General features: G+C 60.3%; 13 protein-coding genes and 1 pseudogene. 6 read left to right on the forward strand and 8 right to left on the reverse strand.

Features of this window, described 5'->3' with window-relative positions; translation table 11 throughout:
* Positions 1 to 82: 82 nt before the first annotated feature.
* Positions 83 to 1,987, reverse strand: a complete 1,905-nt coding sequence (locus ACA069_RS17320; protein ID WP_497614562.1) for a phytase — start codon at positions 1,985 to 1,987, stop codon at positions 83 to 85.
* Positions 1,988 to 2,047: 60 nt separating this feature from the next.
* On the reverse strand, positions 2,048 to 4,591 hold the full coding sequence (locus ACA069_RS17325; protein WP_497614564.1) for a TonB-dependent receptor: 2,544 nt from the start codon (positions 4,589 to 4,591) through the stop codon (positions 2,048 to 2,050).
* A 405-nt stretch (positions 4,592 to 4,996) separates the two neighbouring features.
* On the opposite strand from ACA069_RS17325, the gene ACA069_RS17330 reads away from it, so the two are divergent.
* Together ACA069_RS17330 and ACA069_RS17335 are read left to right on the forward strand one after the other, a co-directional pair.
* Positions 4,997 to 5,911 carry a GGDEF domain-containing protein gene (locus ACA069_RS17330; protein WP_497614566.1) on the forward strand — a complete coding sequence of 305 codons (915 nt, stop codon included), beginning with the start codon at positions 4,997 to 4,999 and terminating at the stop codon, positions 5,909 to 5,911.
* An 8-nt stretch (positions 5,912 to 5,919) separates the two neighbouring features.
* On the forward strand, positions 5,920 to 6,957 hold the full coding sequence (locus ACA069_RS17335; RefSeq protein WP_497614567.1) for an AraC family transcriptional regulator ligand-binding domain-containing protein: 1,038 nt from the start codon (positions 5,920 to 5,922) through the stop codon (positions 6,955 to 6,957).
* Positions 6,958 to 6,976: 19 nt separating this feature from the next.
* Here the strand turns inward: ACA069_RS17335 and ACA069_RS17340 are convergent, their stop codons facing one another.
* The 3 genes from ACA069_RS17340 to ACA069_RS17350 form a co-directional block, all read right to left on the reverse strand.
* On the reverse strand, positions 6,977 to 7,534 hold the full coding sequence (locus tag ACA069_RS17340) for a YceI family protein (RefSeq protein WP_187678423.1): 558 nt from the start codon (positions 7,532 to 7,534) through the stop codon (positions 6,977 to 6,979).
* A gap of 62 nt (positions 7,535 to 7,596) precedes the next feature.
* A complete protein-coding gene (locus ACA069_RS17345) occupies positions 7,597 to 8,592 on the reverse strand; it encodes an acyltransferase family protein (protein ID WP_489881015.1) in 996 nt (331 codons plus the stop codon).
* An 86-nt stretch (positions 8,593 to 8,678) separates the two neighbouring features.
* Positions 8,679 to 10,037, reverse strand: coding sequence for an MATE family efflux transporter (locus ACA069_RS17350; RefSeq protein WP_489881016.1), 1,359 nt, complete (start codon positions 10,035 to 10,037; stop codon positions 8,679 to 8,681).
* A 199-nt stretch (positions 10,038 to 10,236) separates the two neighbouring features.
* Between ACA069_RS17350 and ACA069_RS17355 the strand changes: the two genes are divergently transcribed.
* The 3 genes and pseudogenes from ACA069_RS17355 to ACA069_RS17365 all read left to right on the forward strand — a co-directional run bounded on the left by ACA069_RS17355 (position 10,237) and on the right by ACA069_RS17365 (position 13,102).
* Positions 10,237 to 10,806: a chorismate mutase gene (locus tag ACA069_RS17355; RefSeq protein ID WP_497614570.1), complete on the forward strand. Its 570-nt coding sequence runs from the start codon at positions 10,237 to 10,239 to the stop codon at positions 10,804 to 10,806.
* Between the two features lie 123 nt (positions 10,807 to 10,929).
* Positions 10,930 to 11,292, forward strand: a complete 363-nt coding sequence (locus ACA069_RS17360) for a hypothetical protein (RefSeq protein WP_497614572.1) — start codon at positions 10,930 to 10,932, stop codon at positions 11,290 to 11,292.
* A 157-nt stretch (positions 11,293 to 11,449) separates the two neighbouring features.
* Positions 11,450 to 13,102 (forward strand): annotated as a pseudogene (locus ACA069_RS17365) (sensor domain-containing diguanylate cyclase).
* A 136-nt stretch (positions 13,103 to 13,238) separates the two neighbouring features.
* Here the strand turns inward: ACA069_RS17365 and ACA069_RS17370 are convergent.
* Both ACA069_RS17370 and ACA069_RS17375 read right to left on the reverse strand, forming a co-directional pair.
* Positions 13,239 to 14,327, reverse strand: a complete 1,089-nt coding sequence (locus ACA069_RS17370; RefSeq protein WP_497614574.1) for a polyamine ABC transporter substrate-binding protein — start codon at positions 14,325 to 14,327, stop codon at positions 13,239 to 13,241.
* Positions 14,328 to 14,379: 52 nt separating this feature from the next.
* The gene (locus ACA069_RS17375) at positions 14,380 to 15,681 is read right to left on the reverse strand and encodes an NAD(P)/FAD-dependent oxidoreductase (RefSeq protein ID WP_401267534.1); all 1,302 of its coding nucleotides are present in this window, start codon (positions 15,679 to 15,681) and stop codon (positions 14,380 to 14,382) included.
* 160 nt (positions 15,682 to 15,841) lie between these two features.
* On the opposite strand from ACA069_RS17375, the gene ACA069_RS17380 reads away from it, so the two are divergent.
* Positions 15,842 to 16,732, forward strand: a complete 891-nt coding sequence (locus tag ACA069_RS17380) for a LysR substrate-binding domain-containing protein (protein ID WP_497614576.1) — start codon at positions 15,842 to 15,844, stop codon at positions 16,730 to 16,732.
* A gap of 28 nt (positions 16,733 to 16,760) precedes the next feature.
* Here ACA069_RS17380 and ACA069_RS17385 read toward each other — a convergent pair whose 3' ends face one another.
* A complete protein-coding gene (locus tag ACA069_RS17385) occupies positions 16,761 to 17,147 on the reverse strand; it encodes a c-type cytochrome (protein ID WP_489880227.1) in 387 nt (128 codons plus the stop codon).
* Positions 17,148 to 17,149 lie beyond the last annotated feature (2 nt).

The raw sequence follows: 17,149 nt of genomic DNA on the forward strand, positions 1-17,149 counted from the left end.
CCTTGTGGGCAATGGCGGTCGTCGCTAGAGACGTCGACCGCGTCGCTATTCGATGAAAAACAAATGACCGATTGATGACAGCTCAGGGCAACTTCAGCGCCTGGGTGACTTCATCCCACGGCACGAACTTGAAGTTCTGACTTTGCTCGGGCATACGCTTGCGGCCGTCCTGCACCACCAGCAAGCCTTTGCCCCACGGCCCGCCGAGGTTGGCTGAAGTGACTTCCAGACCGTCGGTTTCCGAGGCACCGTCTATCCCTGCATCCGCGTTGAGGCCAACCCGGAACGCACCGCGCACGGCGAATGGCGGTTCGGCATCCAGCACCAGATAGCTGTCGTTGCCCTGGCTGGATACCACCAGATAGTCGCGCGCCGCGCTCTGATACAGCGCCAGACCTTCAACATCGGCATGCAACGGGCCACCGACCTTGATCACACTGGCGAGGGTCGCTGGCTGATCGGCGCGGGCATCCACGGCCCAGACGCCGACGTCCTCTTCACCAAGAAACAGGCGCTGACGCTGGTCGTCGGCGACACACCCTTCGGGCTGGCTGTCGACCTTGAACTGGCGCACCAACTCACCCTGTAACTTGCCGTTCGGCGCAGCGAGGCGGTATTGCAGGAAGGTGCCGTCCTTGTCGTTGGCGATCGCATAGATCTCGCCGCTGGCGGGCTGGAACAGGCAAATGCCGTAGATGTCTTTGAGCGGCGTCGGCACTTCGCCGATGTCGCGTAACTCGCCACTGCGGCGGTCGATGGCGAACAGGCTGAGGCTGTTGTGATCGCGATGGCTGGCCACCGCCAGATCGACGGTCTGCTCGCCGAGTTTGAAGTTCGGTCGCACGTCGACGTTGTTCAAACGCCCGACCGGCAACTCCTGCACCAATTTGCCTTGCAGGTCATACACCAGCAGACCTTGCTTCTTGTTGGTGCCGAGCACGCGGCTGAGGGATGGCTGCTGCGGATGCACCCAGATCGCCGGATCGTCCGCCGCATCGCCCTGACGCGCCACCGGGTCGCTCTGCACCTGCGCCGCGACGCTCGGCAGCACTGGCGGCAATGCCAACGGTGTCGCGCGCCAGTCGAGGTCGCCTTGATAGACACGGCCATCATCATCGTCGCGGATCAACACTTGCAGACCTTTGGCGGTTTCGCGAAGGGCAAGATTTTCCGGCTCTTTCAGACCCGACAAAGGCAACGTTGCCTGCACCGTCCAGCGCTCACCCTGTTGCTGAAACAGATGCAATTGCGCGGCTTTCGGATCGAGGCCGACAATGCCGCCAGGCACCAGCGCGACGGCGCCCGCCTCGCCTTTGATCTGGCCGAACGGTTCACGCATGGCCACTGGCGAACGCGTTACATCGCCTTCAGCCTGCGCCGGGTAAGTCCACCAGCCGACATTCTCTTCATTGACCACCAGCTGATGCGCGGCGTCATCGACCCGGCAGAACTTCGCCGACGGTGGCAGCGGCAAACCGCGCACCCGTTGCGCCTGCGCGTTCAGCTTCGCGCCCTTGCCCACCAGCCATTGCTCGCCCTTGCCCTCCTCGCCCACCAGAAACACGAACAGGTTGTCGGCGTCATCGCGATACAGGCACACGCCGTTGACCGCAAAATCCCGCGCGGGCAAATGCAGCGGCGTGCCCCAGGTGCGCTTGACCGGATCAAGTCCGACCACCAGTGCCTGCTGGTTGGCGTTGTCGAGGCTGGCCACCCACACCCGGCGATCATCGGCGCGGCTGTCCAGACTGCTGAAAGAGCCCTTCAGGTGCGCCAGCTCCGCGCCTTGGTCATCAAGTAACAACAGGCCGTTGACGGGACTGACGCCAAGGCGCAGGTCACCCGGTAAAAAACTCAGTTCTTCAAGCTTCAGTTTCGGCGCCCAAGGGGTGAGCGTCAGGCTTGGTGTGGCGGCCAGCGTCTGGCCGGCAGCCAGCGCGATCAGTGCGCCCAACAGCCAATTTTTATGTCGCAAAGAAATACTCATGAACCGGCAGAATCCTTGTCGTGCATGGATCGACGGCGGCACCCGGCCGCCCTCCGAGGCTTAGAAGTGGGTGAAGGTCAGGCCGAGCTTGTAGGTCGGGCCGTACTCTTCGTACTGGCCGTTGTAGGAGCGGTGGCCGGTGGATACGAAGTACGGCTCGTCAGTGAGGTTTTGCGCCTCGAAGCTCAGTTGCAGGTTTTTGCTCAGCGAATAGCGCGCGCTGAAATCGACAAAGGTTTGCGCATCGACATGCAGGTCGTGGGCCTTGTCGTTGATCGAGGCCAACTCGTAGAGGTAGTCGGATTTGTAGTTGGCCGACAGGCGCAGGCTGACCTTGTCGTTCTCCCAGCCGAGCATCAGGTTGCCCACGGTGTCGGACTGGCTCGGCAGATCAATGCTGCGTTTGCGGTTGCGCCCGCTGGCCGCGTCGAAGCCTTCGATCTCGGCGTCAGAGCGGCTGAAGGTGGTGTTGGCACCCAGCAGCAAGCCGTTCCACGGCGCCGGCAGCCAGTCGAATTTCTGTGAGTAGGCCAACTCCAGGCCATAGAGTTTGGCGCTGTCGCCGTTGGCAAAGGTGTTCGCTTCGGAGAAATCGGTCCAGGCGCCCGTGCCGGCCAGGTCGGTGTTGTAGACGAAGTTCTTGATGTCTTTGTAGAACACGAACGCCGACACCGTACCGGCATGCCCCATGTAGTGTTCGATACCGAGGTCGAGGTTGCTCGACTCCAGCGGTTTGAGGTCCGGGTTGCCGAACGTCGCTTCATCGTCATCGATGACAAATCCCGGCGCCAGTTGACCGAAGGTCGGGCGCACCACGGATTTTGTCCACGCCGCGCGAACCTGGGTGTTTTTGTCCAGTTGATAGCGTGCGTGCAGGCCCGGCAGCCAGTGGTGGTAACGACGCTTGGTTTCGGTCGCCTCGAAGTCGCCGTCAGTGGCGCCAGTGCCTTTGGCTTCGAACTCGGTGCCCTCGTAACGCAGACCTGCGATGAAGCGCCAGTCGTCGATGTCGATCGTGTTCATCAGGTAGCCGGCGTTGATGTCCTCACGCATCTTGAAGTCGTTGACGGTCGATTCGGTCTCGTCATAGAAGTCGTCGCGGTTGAGCCCGCCGATCAGGTTCTTGATCGCGCTGCCGCTGATGCCCGGCCCGAACTGGCCGAGACGGTAATCCACCGAGCCCTTGGCGAAGCGGCTGAGGTTGAGTTGATCGTCGCTAAAGCCGAGGTCATCGAAGTCCTCGTAGACCCAGGCGTCGAGGTCGTTGTCCTTGTTGCGGCGGCTGACTTTGCCGCCGAACTTGACCTGAGACGCATAGCCGCTCAAGTCATAGTCACGGGCCAGATCCAGGCGCAGGTTTTTCTCGGTGTCCTTGGTGTTCTGCTTTTCCCAGTCGACCTTGTCGAGGCTGAAGTTGTTGGCGTCGTAGAAGCCTTGGCCAATGATCGGCCGTGGCTTGTCGTTGCTGTAGAAACCGCTGTCGCTGAAATCGTCATTGCCCGCGAACGCCGCATTGGCGATGTGGCCGGGGCTGTCTTCGCTGGAGCGGCTGTAACCGGCCTGGCCGCTGAGGGTCCACAGACCGAACATGCGCTCGCCGCCGAACACGTAGGACTGAATTTCCTGGGTTTCTTCGCGCTGCTTCAGTTTGCGTGAGCCTTCCGCGTCGCCCAGTACACCGGCGGCTTGCGGCTCGGCGAATTCGAGGCTGGTGGAGTTGCGGGTTTCGCTGTCCTTGTAGCGGCTGTAGAGAGTGCGCAGATAATAGCTGCTCAGGTCGTCGGGCTTGTAATCGAAGTTCAGGCCGCCACCGGTGCGTTCGCGGCTGATGTCGTAGTCACGCTGTTCGAACTCTTCCAATTGCGCACCGCGCTGGAAATCCCAGGCGCCGCCGGTTTCGACATTGTCGGAACCGAAATCGCGCTTCTGCCAGCTCAGCGCGGCAGCCACACCGAAGTTGTCGATGCCGTCGCCGAGGCTGAAACGGTCACTGATTGCGCCGGAAAATTTCGGGCTGGTCTGGTGGCTGTTCTTGTCGTAGCTGGCTTCGGTGCCGCCGGTATAGAACAGGCCTTTGTGATCGAAGGCCGAGAGGCTTCTGACGTCGACCGTGCCACCCAGCGAGTTGGCGTCCATGTCCGGGGTCAGGGTTTTGATCACCGACAGCGACTGCACCAGCTCCGAGGGCAACACATCGAGGGCTACGGCGCGGCGTTCGCTTTCCGGCGACGGCACCAGCGTGCCGTTGATGGTCACGCTGTTCAGGTCCGGCCCCAGGCCGCGCACGCTGACAAAACGTCCTTCACCCTGATCACGTTCAACGCTGATGCCCGGCAAACGCTGCGCCGCTTCAGCGACGTTTTCGTCCGGCAACTGCGCCACGCCGTCGGCATGCACCACGCTTTCGATGCTGTCGGAGCGGCGCTGCTGCTTGAGCGCCGAGTCAATGCTGGCGGCCTGGCCGACGACTTCGACGTGCTCGACATTGGCGGTGGCGTCGGCGGCGTGCAGGCGCTCACTGGCCATCGCCATGGCCAATGCGGTCAGGGCGAAACTGAAGAGCCCGACGGTGCCGCTGCGCGGATGACTGCTGCGCTGGTACATGATTGTTCTCCCCCAAAGAGTCCGGTCAGGCCAGGCAAACGGCCCGGCAACTGAGAGGGCAAGCTAGGGGCGACGGATGACGCTTCTGTGACAGGACGTGGCGGCAGAGCCCGTAAACCCGGGGTTTCGCGGGTACTGCGGGGACAAATGAGCTGAAATGACCTCTTCAACCCACCATCGTCTCCTGTGGGAGCGAGCCTGCTCGCGAAGGCGGTGTGTCATTACACAATGCGTTTGCTGACCCACCGCCTTCGCGAGCAGGCTCACTCCCACAGGGGCGGTGGTATTTTGCGAAAAAAATCACCCGCCTCGATGAGCTGATTCGACCTCCCCACGCCGTCACCCGGCTGTCACAAACATCTGCTGTGCTGACGCGCATTGCTTCTTCGCCAAAGGATCGCGGCCATGTTCTCAGTGCTCAAACCTCACCGTTGGAAACTCGCTGCACTGCTGCTGGCGGCCAACCTCGGTCTGCTTCTGCATCTGGCCTGCGGCGACCTGAAGTCATTCAGCGAATGGGTCTGGCTGGACATCATCGGCGAAGGCGGCTCGGCGCTGTTGGCACTGGTCTGGCTGGGGCTGGTACTGAAAAGTCGTCCGGCCGGGCGCGTGACCAATTATCTGGCGCTGGGCCTGAGCTGCATCTTCTTTTCCTGGTGGATCGACAGCCTCGACGAGTTCATCCGCCTGCCTGACAGCATCACCTGGGATCACTGGCTGGAGTCGGGGCCGATGCCGGTGGGCATGATTCTGCTGACCATCGGTATCTATCACTGGCACCGCGAGCAACTGGCGATCAGCGCGCAAATGGAAAAACGCGAGCGGCTGTTCCGCGAGCATCGGCTGTTCGACAAGCTCACCCCGCTGGGCGGTGCCGACTATCTCAAGCGGCACCTGGCCGACAGCCTTGGCGAGAGCATCGCGCACCAGCAACCGCTGTCATTGCTGGTGCTGGATCTGGACAACTTTGCCGCGATCAATCAGGCCTACGGACATGCCGAGGGGGACGCGGTGTTGCAGGCCCTCAGCCATTTGCTGCTGCTCAATCTGCGCCGTCAGGATTTGCTCTGCCGATTGGCCGGTGATCGCTTTGTGGTGTTGCTGCCAAACACCGGCGAGCGTCAGGCGCAACTGCTCGCGCAAGAGCTGCAAGCCGCCGTACACGCCTTGGCGCACAAGACCCGACAGCATGGCGAACGCCTGCAACTGGCGGCCAGCACGGCGGCGGTCATGGCCCTGGACGAGACGCCCGAAGTGCTGCTCAAACGCCTAAACCTGGCACTGGCCCGCGCCAAATCGCCCTTAGCCAAAAGCGCCTGAGGCCGACCATGACCGTTAAATCCACTTGGTACGAAGCCGACAGTCGCTTCATCCCCGGGCATTACCAACCCGCGACATTGATCGATCTGGCCCTGTCTCGCGATATCGACAGCCATCGTCTTTTGCGCGGTACAGGCCTGTTCCATGAAGACATTCTGGCCGGCCAGACGCGCCTCAGCCCGCAGCAGTTTCTCGGCCTGATCGACAATAGTCGCCGCTTGCTCGACGCCGATGACAGCAGCTTCCTCTTCGGCCAGCGCTTGCTGCCCGGTCACTACGGCGCCGCCAGCCACGCCTTGCGTCACGCGCAAAACCTGCATCAGGCGCTCGATACGCTGGTCCAGCAACAAGCCCTGCTCAGCCCCTTGATGACGCCGCGTCTGCTGCTGGATGAGCGCTTTGCGTACGTCTATTGGCTGGACAGTTGCGTTGCCGGCGAACAATGGCGGTTTTTGCTGGAAGCGGGCATGACGTCTCTGGTGGCCATGAGTCAGTGGCTCAGCGGCGAACGTCTGCCATGGGAATGCAGTTTCAGCCATGCCGAGCCGCGTTACGTCGAACAATATTGGGTGCATCTGGGCGAGCAGACTCAGTTCAAACGCCCGCTGGACTTGATGCGCATTCCCCGCGAGTTTCTCGCCCGGCCCTGGCCCGACGCCTCGGCGACTGCCGGCCAGGTCGCCCGCCAGGAAGCCGTGCGGCAGATCGAGCAACTGGGGTTTGCCGAAAGCTTCACCGATTGCCTGTACCGCCACTTGCAAGATCAAGTCCGCCAGCCGCCGAGTCTGGAACAAGCCGCGCAGGCATTCGCCATGAGCCCGGCCACCCTCAAACGCAAACTGCAAAAACACGACACCGGGTTCCAACAACTAGTGGATCTGGTGCGCAAGCATGTCGCGCTGTACCTGTATCAGGTCAAAGGACTAAGCAACGAGGAAGTGGCCGATTACCTGAGCTTCAGTGATCCAGCGAACTTCCGGCGCTCCTTCAAGCGCTGGACCGGCAGCACACCGAATCTCATCCGCCAGTTGTTCGGCAGCCATTGATCCTGCGCATGACCTGAAGTCACTGCTGGGGTGCCACGACCCGAAACTTGATGGCGATGTCCTTGGACACCACCGTGTCTGCCCACTCCCCCGCGCCGAGGCCAAACTCGTCGCGTTTGAGCAGCAACTCACCGTCGAAAATGCCGATGGCGCTGTCCGGCTTCAACTCCACCGGCACTTGCACCTCACGGGTGATGCCTTTGAGAGTGAGCTGGCCGGCGACCAGGTAGCGGTTTTCGGCCACTTGCGTGAAATGACTGGATTCGAATAGCGCCACGGGAAATTGCTGCGTGTCGAACCACGCCGGTTTCACCAATTCAGTGTTGGCGTCTTCACTGCCGGCGTCGATGCTGCTGAGGTCGATGCGCAACGTGGTGCGGGCGCTGGCGAGGTTATCGGTGTCAAAGTCCAGCGTCGCATCGAACTTGCCGAAGGTGCCATACATCCGCGAGCCCATCTGGTTGTAGGTGAAACTGATCTGGCTGGCGGTGGTGTTGACGCGGTTGTACTCGACAGCCTGCACGGCCGGGGTGGCGCACAGGTAAAACGCGACAGCCAGCAGCAATCGGATCGACATGGAATTTCTCCGGGCAGCGCTGCCGTCGAGGGACTTGGTTGACTTAAGCAAACAACCGGCGGTTACGCCACCTCGCCGCCGTGCGAGGACGTCGCGCCATACCTGACACCGCGTCGCAGCCGGTGACGAAGCGCCAGCACCGGGCGCTCGACGTAGTAATACGAAACGCAGCTCAACAGCAACGACAGCATCAACACCGTAATAACCCTTTGAGCGTCGTAATCAGCCGGCCAGAGAGCATACAGGGCGTACATCACCACAAAGTGGTTGAGAAACACGCCGTAGCTGATGTTGCCGAGAAACTCGTCCATCCAGCGGGACTTGAGCCTGCTCAACATGTAAACGGCCGGGACACCCAACGCTATCCCCAGAGTCACCTCTGCGTTGTTGGGTCGGCGCTCGATCACTCCCGCCATGATGGCCACGAATATCAGGGCGGCCACCCCAGCGGTGCTGGCAGCGATGACCATGCCCCTGGCCCGCGCGCCATACAAATAACTACCGCAGAGAAACATGAACAGTGCGCCCGGCAACAGTCGATAGCCGTAGATATCGGTGTCGATGTAGCCGAGGCACGCCACTAGAAAAACGCTGACAGATAAGACGAACGCAACGCCTCGCAGCCTGAAGATGAGCAGAAACGGAATCAGCAGGTAGAAACAAACCTCCAATCCCAACGACCACGCTGGAGGCAGAATCCATGTGCTGGCAACTCCGAACATATAGAAACCCAGTGGCACGATGGCAAGACTGCTGGCGATCCGCGAGAACGTCAGTTCAGCCGCCTGCCCGGTTCCGGGCAAGAGCCAGTAAATGACCGCGCAGGACATGCCGAAATACAACAGGAACTGGGGATACAGTCTGAGCGCTCTATCCAGATAAAACAGGCTGATTTTCTCTGGCGTGTGGTAATTGCGCTCAATCAGCGAAGTCATCACAAAACCGCTGATGATCAGGAAAGAAATGACGGCGACCACCCCGGGATTAAGCCCAGCGATGGTCTTGCCCATATGAGACACGGCGACCAGAACGGCCAACAGCAGTCGAAAAGCTCCCACCTACAACCTCGAACGTTCTTATATTTGTGCTGCGTAACCTACGACGCTTTGCTCCGCGAAAACAGAGTTTTCTGCTCCCGCATGGATCAAACCAACCGCTCGATCTTCTGATGCTGCCAGACCAGTTTGTAATACAGGGTCTGCAACACCAGCATCCCTAGATACGCCACCGGAAACGCCATCCACACACCCTGCAAACCATACTGGCCATCCAGCCAATACGCAGCCGGCAACTGCACCCCGACTACACAAATGATCGCAATCACCACCGGCACCAACACCGTGCCGCTGGCGCGCATGATCCCGCCGATGATCGCCTGGAAGCCGAACACCAACAGACTCCACAACATGATGTGCAGTAGATGCTCGGCCATCGCCCGGGTCGATTCTTCGGTCAGGAACAGGCCGAGCAACCAGTGCGACAACAGATAGCCCAGCACGATCAGGCCTCCAGTGAGGCACACATTGATCAACAGACCGGTGCGCAGAATCGGCCCCATCCGTTCCAGCCTCCCTGCCCCGATGGCCTGCGCCCCGAGGATAGAAGCGGTGATCGCAATCGACAGCGCCGGGAACTGCACATAGTTGACGATCTGCGTCACCGCGCCATACGCCGCTGTCGCTTGCGAGCCGTGCTGGTTGACCAGGGCCAGAATCACCAGCTCTGAAAGTGACAAGACAATCATCTGCACGCCGGTCGGCAGGCCGATGCGCAGCACTTTGCCAAGAATCGCGCCGTCGAAGCGCAGCGCCGCAAAAAACTCCCGGTCCGGCGCCAGCGGATGGCCCTTGCGAATCAGCCGCCACGAAAGCCACGCCATCGCCGCCAGGTTACCCGCGAGCCCCGCATACGCCGCACTCTGAATCCCCAGTTGCGGCAGGCCGAACCAGCCGCGAATCAGTGCCGGCGTCAGTGCCAGCCCGACGCACGTCGACACCACCAGCGCCAGCAACGGCGACAGCGTGTCACTCACTCCGCGCAGTAGTTGCGTGAACAATACAAACACCAGCAGCGACGGCAGAATCCACATCATCACATGGGCATAGGCCACCGCATCGTCCAGAACATCCGCCGGCGTCCCCAACCCCGTCAACGCCTGTCGCGCGAACACACTGCCCAATACCGCCGCCGCCAAGCCGATCAATACCCCCAGCAACAGCGTCGCCCCGGCAATCGCCTTGACCAAGTGCGGCTCGCGCGCGCCCCACGCCTGACCGATCAACACCCCTGCACCCGCGCCGAGGCCAATCACCAGGGCGATGAAAAAGAACACCACGGGAAACATCCCCGATACCGCCGCCAGCGCCTGGGTGCCAAGCATCTGGCCGATGTAGATGCTGTTGACCGTGCCCGACATCGATTGCAGAAAGTTGGACAGCACCATAGGCGCCAGGAACAGCAGGTAGGTGTGCCAGAGGGGTTTGCTGACGCTGGGGGTTTGCATTGAATAGAGGTCCATCTCGACGGCGGGAGGGCTTATGAAGGATAGCTTCGGTGAGTTGGGGACAGGGTGCAATTAACATTTCAGGTGGGTGTTGATTGTTGCGTTCATCGTCTGAGTGACGGCCATGGTTCTGTAGGTGACCGTTCGTAGCTGTGGTAAACAACAGCCCATTACAATCTCAGCCATTGAGGCTCTGTTCATGCCCCACTCTCGAAAACTACTGACCAGCACCCTTCTTGCTTTGTTCGCCTGCACCGCTCAAGCCGCCTCGCCTCCTCCAGCACCTGAGGCGCTGAAACCGCTGCTGGAAACACTGAACGAACGCCTGAACATCGGCGATCACGTCGCGTTGACCAAATGGGACAGCGGCAAGCCGATCCAGGACAGCCCCCGCGAGGCGCAAGTCATCGCCAATGCCCGCACGCTGGCCGCCGAGCGCAAGCTCGACCCGGAAGATGTAGCGCAATTGATCGCCGCGCAAATGGAGGCCAACAAACTGGTGCAATACGGTTTGCTCGCGCAGTGGCAAGCGGCGGGCGCCGCACCCGACACGCAGCGTCCTGATCTGGGCAAGCAGATCCGCCCGCGTCTGGATGAGCTGCAAACCCGGTTGCTTGCGCAATACGCCGACTTCTTGCCTTATCGCCATGACCCGAATTGCCCGGTCTGGCTGGCGAAGGCGCGCACGGGTCTGACCCACGATGCGTTGCATGAGCTGGCCTTGACCCGCGCCACCGGTGAGCTTTGCGTTCGCGCGACGGCCCCGTAATCCGGCGTTCGGGCAAACATTGCTGGCGTCGATAGTCACCATCACGTCAATGAAGTTCTCATAAAAAATCCGCGGCGTAAGATCGGCTCCATACCAACCAACAACACCCCGGAGCACACGATCATGAAACGCCAAACCCTTCTCAGCATCGCTTTCTCGGTTTTCGCAGTTAACGCTTTTGCCGCAACCCCGACTCACACCATGGTCGCTGAAGGCGGCTCGGATCGGTTGATTGAAAGTCGTGTGGCTGAGGGCGGTTCGGATCGTCTGATCGAACGCCGTGTTGCCGAAGGTGGCTCTGATCGTCTGATCGAACGCCGCGTTGCTGAAGGTGGCTCTGATCGTCTGCAAGAACGCCGTGTTGCCGAAGGTGGCTCTGATCGTCTGCAAGAACGCCGTGTTGCCGAAGGTGGCTCTGATCGTCTGATCGAACGCCGCGTTGCCGAAGGTGGCTCCGATCGTCTGATCGAACGCCGCGTCGCATGAATCAATAGCTCTACCGCAGTCCCCCAGAAAAGCCCGGCCTGATCAGCCGGGCTTTTTTGCGCCCGCAGTTTCGACGCGTTTCATGAACTACGTCGCTGGCAGCCCATCGACAATGTCGCATACCATGGCGCCACTCAAATAAAGACAGACATCGCCCATGCTCAAAGCCAGTCTGCGCAGCCACCTGACCCTGTGGTTCGCCGGTTTGTCCCTGCTGACGCTATTGAGCGTGGGCTTCTATGTCGGGCATATCGCCACCGAACAGATGAAACAGGCCAGCGGCAATGCGCTGTTGAATACCGCACGGTCGGCGGCGACGCTACTGGGCGAGCAGTTACGTGAACGGCAGCTTGAGGTTTATATGCTCAGCCGGGCGCCACATCTGGAGCGTGGCGATCTGGATAACCCGGCGATACTGAAGTCGATGCAACTGCGCACCCAGGCCCGCAACGAGTATGCGTGGATGGGGGTGACCGATGCCAAAGGCCAGGTGCATCAAGCGGTGAATGGTTTGCTGGTTGGTCAATCTGTACAAGCGCGCCCCTGATTTCAGTCCGGATTGCGCGGCGAATACACCGGCGATCCCCATGAAGCCGTGCTGCTGGCCAAGTTGTTGCCGGGTACGCCCAATGGCGAGCCGTTGCGTTTCATCGATTTTGCCGCACCGATTCATGACGCCGAAGGTCAGGCGATCGGTGTGCTGGGCGCACACGCGCACTGGAGTTGGGTGACACGCATTGTCGAATCGGCAGCGTTTTCACATAAAAACTCCTCGCCGGATATCGAGGCACTGATCATCGATCACGACGGCAAGGTGCTGTACCCGGAAGCAATGATGGGCCAGCAACTGGCGGCTGGTGATTCGGCGTTGCCGGGCTGGTCAGTGGGTAACGGCTATCTGACCAGCATGGTGACCGTACCAACGCCATCGGGCACCGCGCTATCGTGGTCGATTGCCGTCCGTCAGCCACTGGAAACCGCGCTGCAACCGGCGCGCCTGCTGCTCTACAAATTGCTGTTCCTGGGCGTGTTCGCAGCGGTGGTATTCGCCTTGGTGGGGTATTACCTGGCGCTGTACCTGAGCCGTCCGATCGAACAACTCGTCCGCTCGGCCAGGCAGGTTCAGAACAATCAGCCCGGCGCTCACTTCCCGCTACAGCATCCGGTGCGGGAAATTGCTCAGCTCGGCCAGTCGATTGATGCGATGACGCAATCGCTGCTCGGCAAGGAACGCGAACTGCAAGAAGCCAATGCTTCGCTTGAGGCCACTGTGGCACAACGCACCGCCGCGCTCATGCAGGCGAACGCAGAACTGTTGAGTCTGGCGACTCACGATGCCTTGACCGGCGTCTACAACCGCCGTCGCTTCGACGAAAAACTCACAGAATACAGCCTGCTGTCCCGGCGCACGGGGCGCCCTTTTGCCCTGCTGCTGATCGACGCCGACCACTTCAAACGCATCAATGACACTCACGGTCACGCGGTGGGTGATGATGTACTGCAACAGTTGGCGCAGTTGATTCAAACCAACCTGCGCACCACCGACTTCGTGGCGCGCTACGGCGGTGAAGAGTTCGCCGTACTGCTGCCGGAAATCGCCCAACCGGATACCCCGGAAGTGGTCGCCGAGAAGATTCGCTCAGCGGTTGCCGATGCGAACTTCCTTGCCATCGGTCAGGTGACGGTGAGCATCGGCGTCGGCCTGGCGGATCCGGCGGACAACAACCAGACAGCACTGATCAAACGTGCCGATCAGCAGCTGTATCAGGCGAAAGCTGCGGGTCGTAATCAGGTGGCTAGCAGCGTTTAACGTGCAGCGCCGCCCCCCCCTGTAGGAGCTGTCGAAGGCTCGGGCCGCGATCGGACGATGTTTTGATCTTGATTTAAAAAAACAAAGTCAAAAGATCGTCCGATCGCGGCCAGAGCCTTCGGCAGCTCAGGGACCGTCAGGTGTTGGTTTTGAGTTTGGTCCACAACCGCGTCGTCAGCCGCGCAATCTTCGCCGGCAGTTCTTCCACGGTGAACAACTTTTCCATCACCGCTTTCGGCGGATAAATCGCCGAATCGCCCTTCACGTCCGGGTTAAGGAACTCACTGGCCGCCGCGTTAGGGTTGGCGTAGTGGATGCTGTTGCTGATGTTGGCGATTACCTTGGGTTCGAGCAGGTAGTTCATGTAGGCGTAGCCGTTCTTCTCATGGGGCGCGCTTTTTGGCATGACCATCATGTCGAACCACAACGTCGTGCCTTCGTCCGGGATCGAGTAAGCGATATCGATGCCGTTCTTCGCTTCTTTGGCACTCGCCGCAGCCTGGACGATATCGCCGTTGAAGCCGATCACCGCGCAGACGTTGCCGTTGGCCAGATCGCTGATGTATTTCGAAGCGTGAAAGTACTGAATGTACGGACGGATTTTCAGTAAGGCCTGCTCAGCCTTTTTGTAATCGTCCGGTTCGTGGCTGTGCGGTGGCAGGCCCAGATAGTTGAGGGTGATCGGCAGCACTTGGGTCGGGTTATCAATGAATGCCACACCACACTGACTGAGCTTCTTGATGTTCTCTTCATCGAACAACATCTTCCACGAGCGGGTGATATCAGTGTTGCCGAAAATCGCCTTGATCTTCTCGACGTTGTAACCAATGCCGGCGGTGCCCCACATGTAGGGATAGCCGTATTGATTGCCGGGGTCGTTGACTTCAAGTTTCTGCATCAACAACGGATCGAGGTTTTTCCAGTTCGGCAGCTGCGCCTTGTCCAGTTTCTGGATCGCTCCGGCCTTGATCAGGCGCGAGAGAAAGTGGTTCGACGGACTGACCACGTCATAACCGGTATTGCCGGTCATCAACTTCGACTCCAGCACTTCGTTACTGTCATGGATGTCGTAAGTGGTCTTGATGCCGGTGGCCTGGGTGAAGTTGGCCAACGTGTCCGGGGCGATGTAGCTATTCCAGTTGGAGATGTTGATGGTTTCTTCGGCATAAGCGGATGCCGACGTAGCCGCGAGTAAGACCGTCAGAGAAAGTGGATGGATGCGCATGTTCTATCACCTGTGTTGAGTGGCTTTTGTTCTTGTGCGATATGCGGAAATTTCAGATTTCTGTTCTGGCCCTGACCGCCTCCACGCGCATGCGAAGCATGGCACCGATATCGAAGAAGGGTCGCGGCGGTAGCCAACCGGGCTCGGCCCGCTGCATCACCGATTGCAGCAATGGCGAATCGACGCCCGAGGCCAGCTCCGCCAACAACCGGCCCCACAACGTCCCGCGCGCCACGCCGGAACCATTGCAGCCCGCCACGGCAAACACGCCCTCTTCGACCCGGTCGAAATACGCCTGGCCGCTGCGGCTCGCGCTCAAATGGCCGGTCCAGGTGTACTGAATGTCTTGCTCGCCGAGGAACGGAAAACGCCGTTGCAGTCCGCGAACATGGTGCTGACGGCGTAGCGCGAGTTCGCTGTTGGAAAGATCGCGAGTGCGGTATTCGGCGGTGTTGCGGATCATCACCCGGCGATCCGGAGTCAGCCGCACCGTGGCGCCGAGGGGCCGGGTCGACAACACACCCCAAGGCTCCACCGCGCCGATGGCCTGAAATTCCTGATCGCTGAGCGGCCGCGTGAGACTGGCGCTGAGTTCCATCGGGAACGTCGCACTGTCGGCAATGCCGACCCGGGGAATGAACGCGTTCAGGCAGACCAGAATCTGTTTGGCTTCGATGCTGCCATCCATCGTATGGGCGCGCAGCCGTCCCTGGCTCAGGCGCTCGATACCGGTGATGTCCGTGTTTTCGTAAACCGTGATGGTGTCCGGCAATGCGTTGAGCAAACCTTTCACATATTTGGCCGGTTGCAGCAATGCGTTGCCGTGGCCGCACCAGATCGCCGCTTCGTAGTGGCGAGTGCCAAGTTTCTGCGCAAGGGCCGCGCCTTGCACAAACTCTGCGCGGGCGCCGAGGGCGCGCAGCGTCGCCAATTTGGCATCGACATGGTCGAGCTTGGCCCGGTCGTTAACGGCGAAGTAGTAGCCGCTGTCGCGAAAATCGCAGTCGATCGCATGACGAGCGATCCGCTGGCGCACTTCTTCGCTGGCCGCACGGGAAATCATTGTGTCGACTTCAAACCCGGCGAAACCCTGAGCGCCGATCAACTCGCTTTGTGCAGGATGTTCATGGGCCACGACAAAACCCGAATTGCGCGCCGAAGCACCTTGAGCTGCCCGCTGCCGATCAACCACCACAATGCGCGCCTGAGGATGCATTTCGGCGAGGGTATGCGCGGCACTGAGGCCGGTGATCCCGGCGCCGATGATCAGCCAGTCGGCTTTTTGCGCACCACTCAGGCGACCGCGCTCCGGCGAGCTGCCAGCCTGCGCGATCCAGCCACATACGTTTTCCATGCACCACCTCATTCGACTGTCGTTCTGCGCCTTGCTTCTGCCTGGCGTTCATGCGTGAATCGCATGCGCCGATGGAGAAATCTGCCGCTAGAGCTAGAATCTATAAGGTCTTCGTTTGACCGACCAACGCTATAAAATCATCGAGCCATTCTGAAAACGCATGGATAAAATTCGCCACGTTCCCTCACTGCAAGCCATGCAGGCGCTCGTGGAAGTCGCCGGTTGCGGCAGCTTCACCACCGCCGCGCAAAAGCTATGCCTGACCCAAAGCGCGGTGAGCCGACAGATCCAACAACTGGAAAGCCACTTCAATGTCGCTCTGTTCATCCGCACCAGCCGCAACCTGCACCTGACCCCGGAAGGCGAACAAGTGCTGGCCAGCGCCCGCAGCATCCTTGATCAATTGAAAACCCTTGAAGAACGCCTCGCCCCCCAAAAGCGCCCATTCCGCATCCGCATGCATGTGTCACTGGCGGTGCGTTGGCTGCTGCCGAAACTCAGCGACTTTTATCTGAGCCATCCCGAGGTGTCGCTGGCGATTGAAACCGTCGCCACCGAAGTCGTCGAACCGGGCAATGACAGTGACGCCTACATTCTTTATCTGCCGCAGCCGTCGACCGACCCGGACTGCCTGACGCTGTTCGAAGAAACGCTGGTGCCAGTGTGTTCACCCAACCTGGCAAACGCGCCGCGCTCGGTAGAGGAGTTGCTGCGTTTTGCCTTGCTGCATCGTTCGGCGGATCGCCAGGCATGGATCGAATGGCTGGCCGCGAATGACGGCAAACCGCTGGAGGATTACCGGCACATCCCGTTCAACCTCGATGAGTTGGCGCTGGATGCGGCGGCGCGGGGATTGGGCGTGGCGGTGACGGACATGACGCTGGCGGCGGAGTCGCTTGAGCGTGGGGTGTTGGTGGTGCCGTTTGGTGAGCCGTTAAGAACTGGCGGGATTTATTCGTTTTGTCCGCAGCCTTCGGCGGCATCGCACCCGCAATGCACACTGGTGATGCGCTGGTTTGCCGAGCAGGCCATGAACCCAATTGCCCTGTAGGCGCTGCCGCAGGGGATCGAGCGGGTTGTTATTGCGGGAACGTTTGCAGATACGCCAACAGATTTTCGAGTTTCTCCTCATCACTCAGCCCCCAGAAAATCATCCGCGTGCCCGGCACCACGCCTTTTGGATCTTTCAGGTAAGCCTTCAGCGTTTCGTGATCCCACGTCACTCCTGAATTCTTCATCGCATCGGAATACACGTAGTTCGCCGAGATCCCGGCTGGCCGACCGATGATGCCGTTGAGTTGCGGGCCGAACCCCGGACGCGCGGACTCGCCGACTTGATGGCAGCCGCCACACAGACGCGGAAAGATTTTTGCGCCAGCCTCAGGGTCACCTGCGGCGTTCACGGCGGTGCTGACCAGGCCAGTAGTGAGGATCAGGGCGAGGGACAGTGAAGCGGTGTTTTTCATTT

Source organism: Pseudomonas sp. LBUM1652, assembly GCF_059716105.1.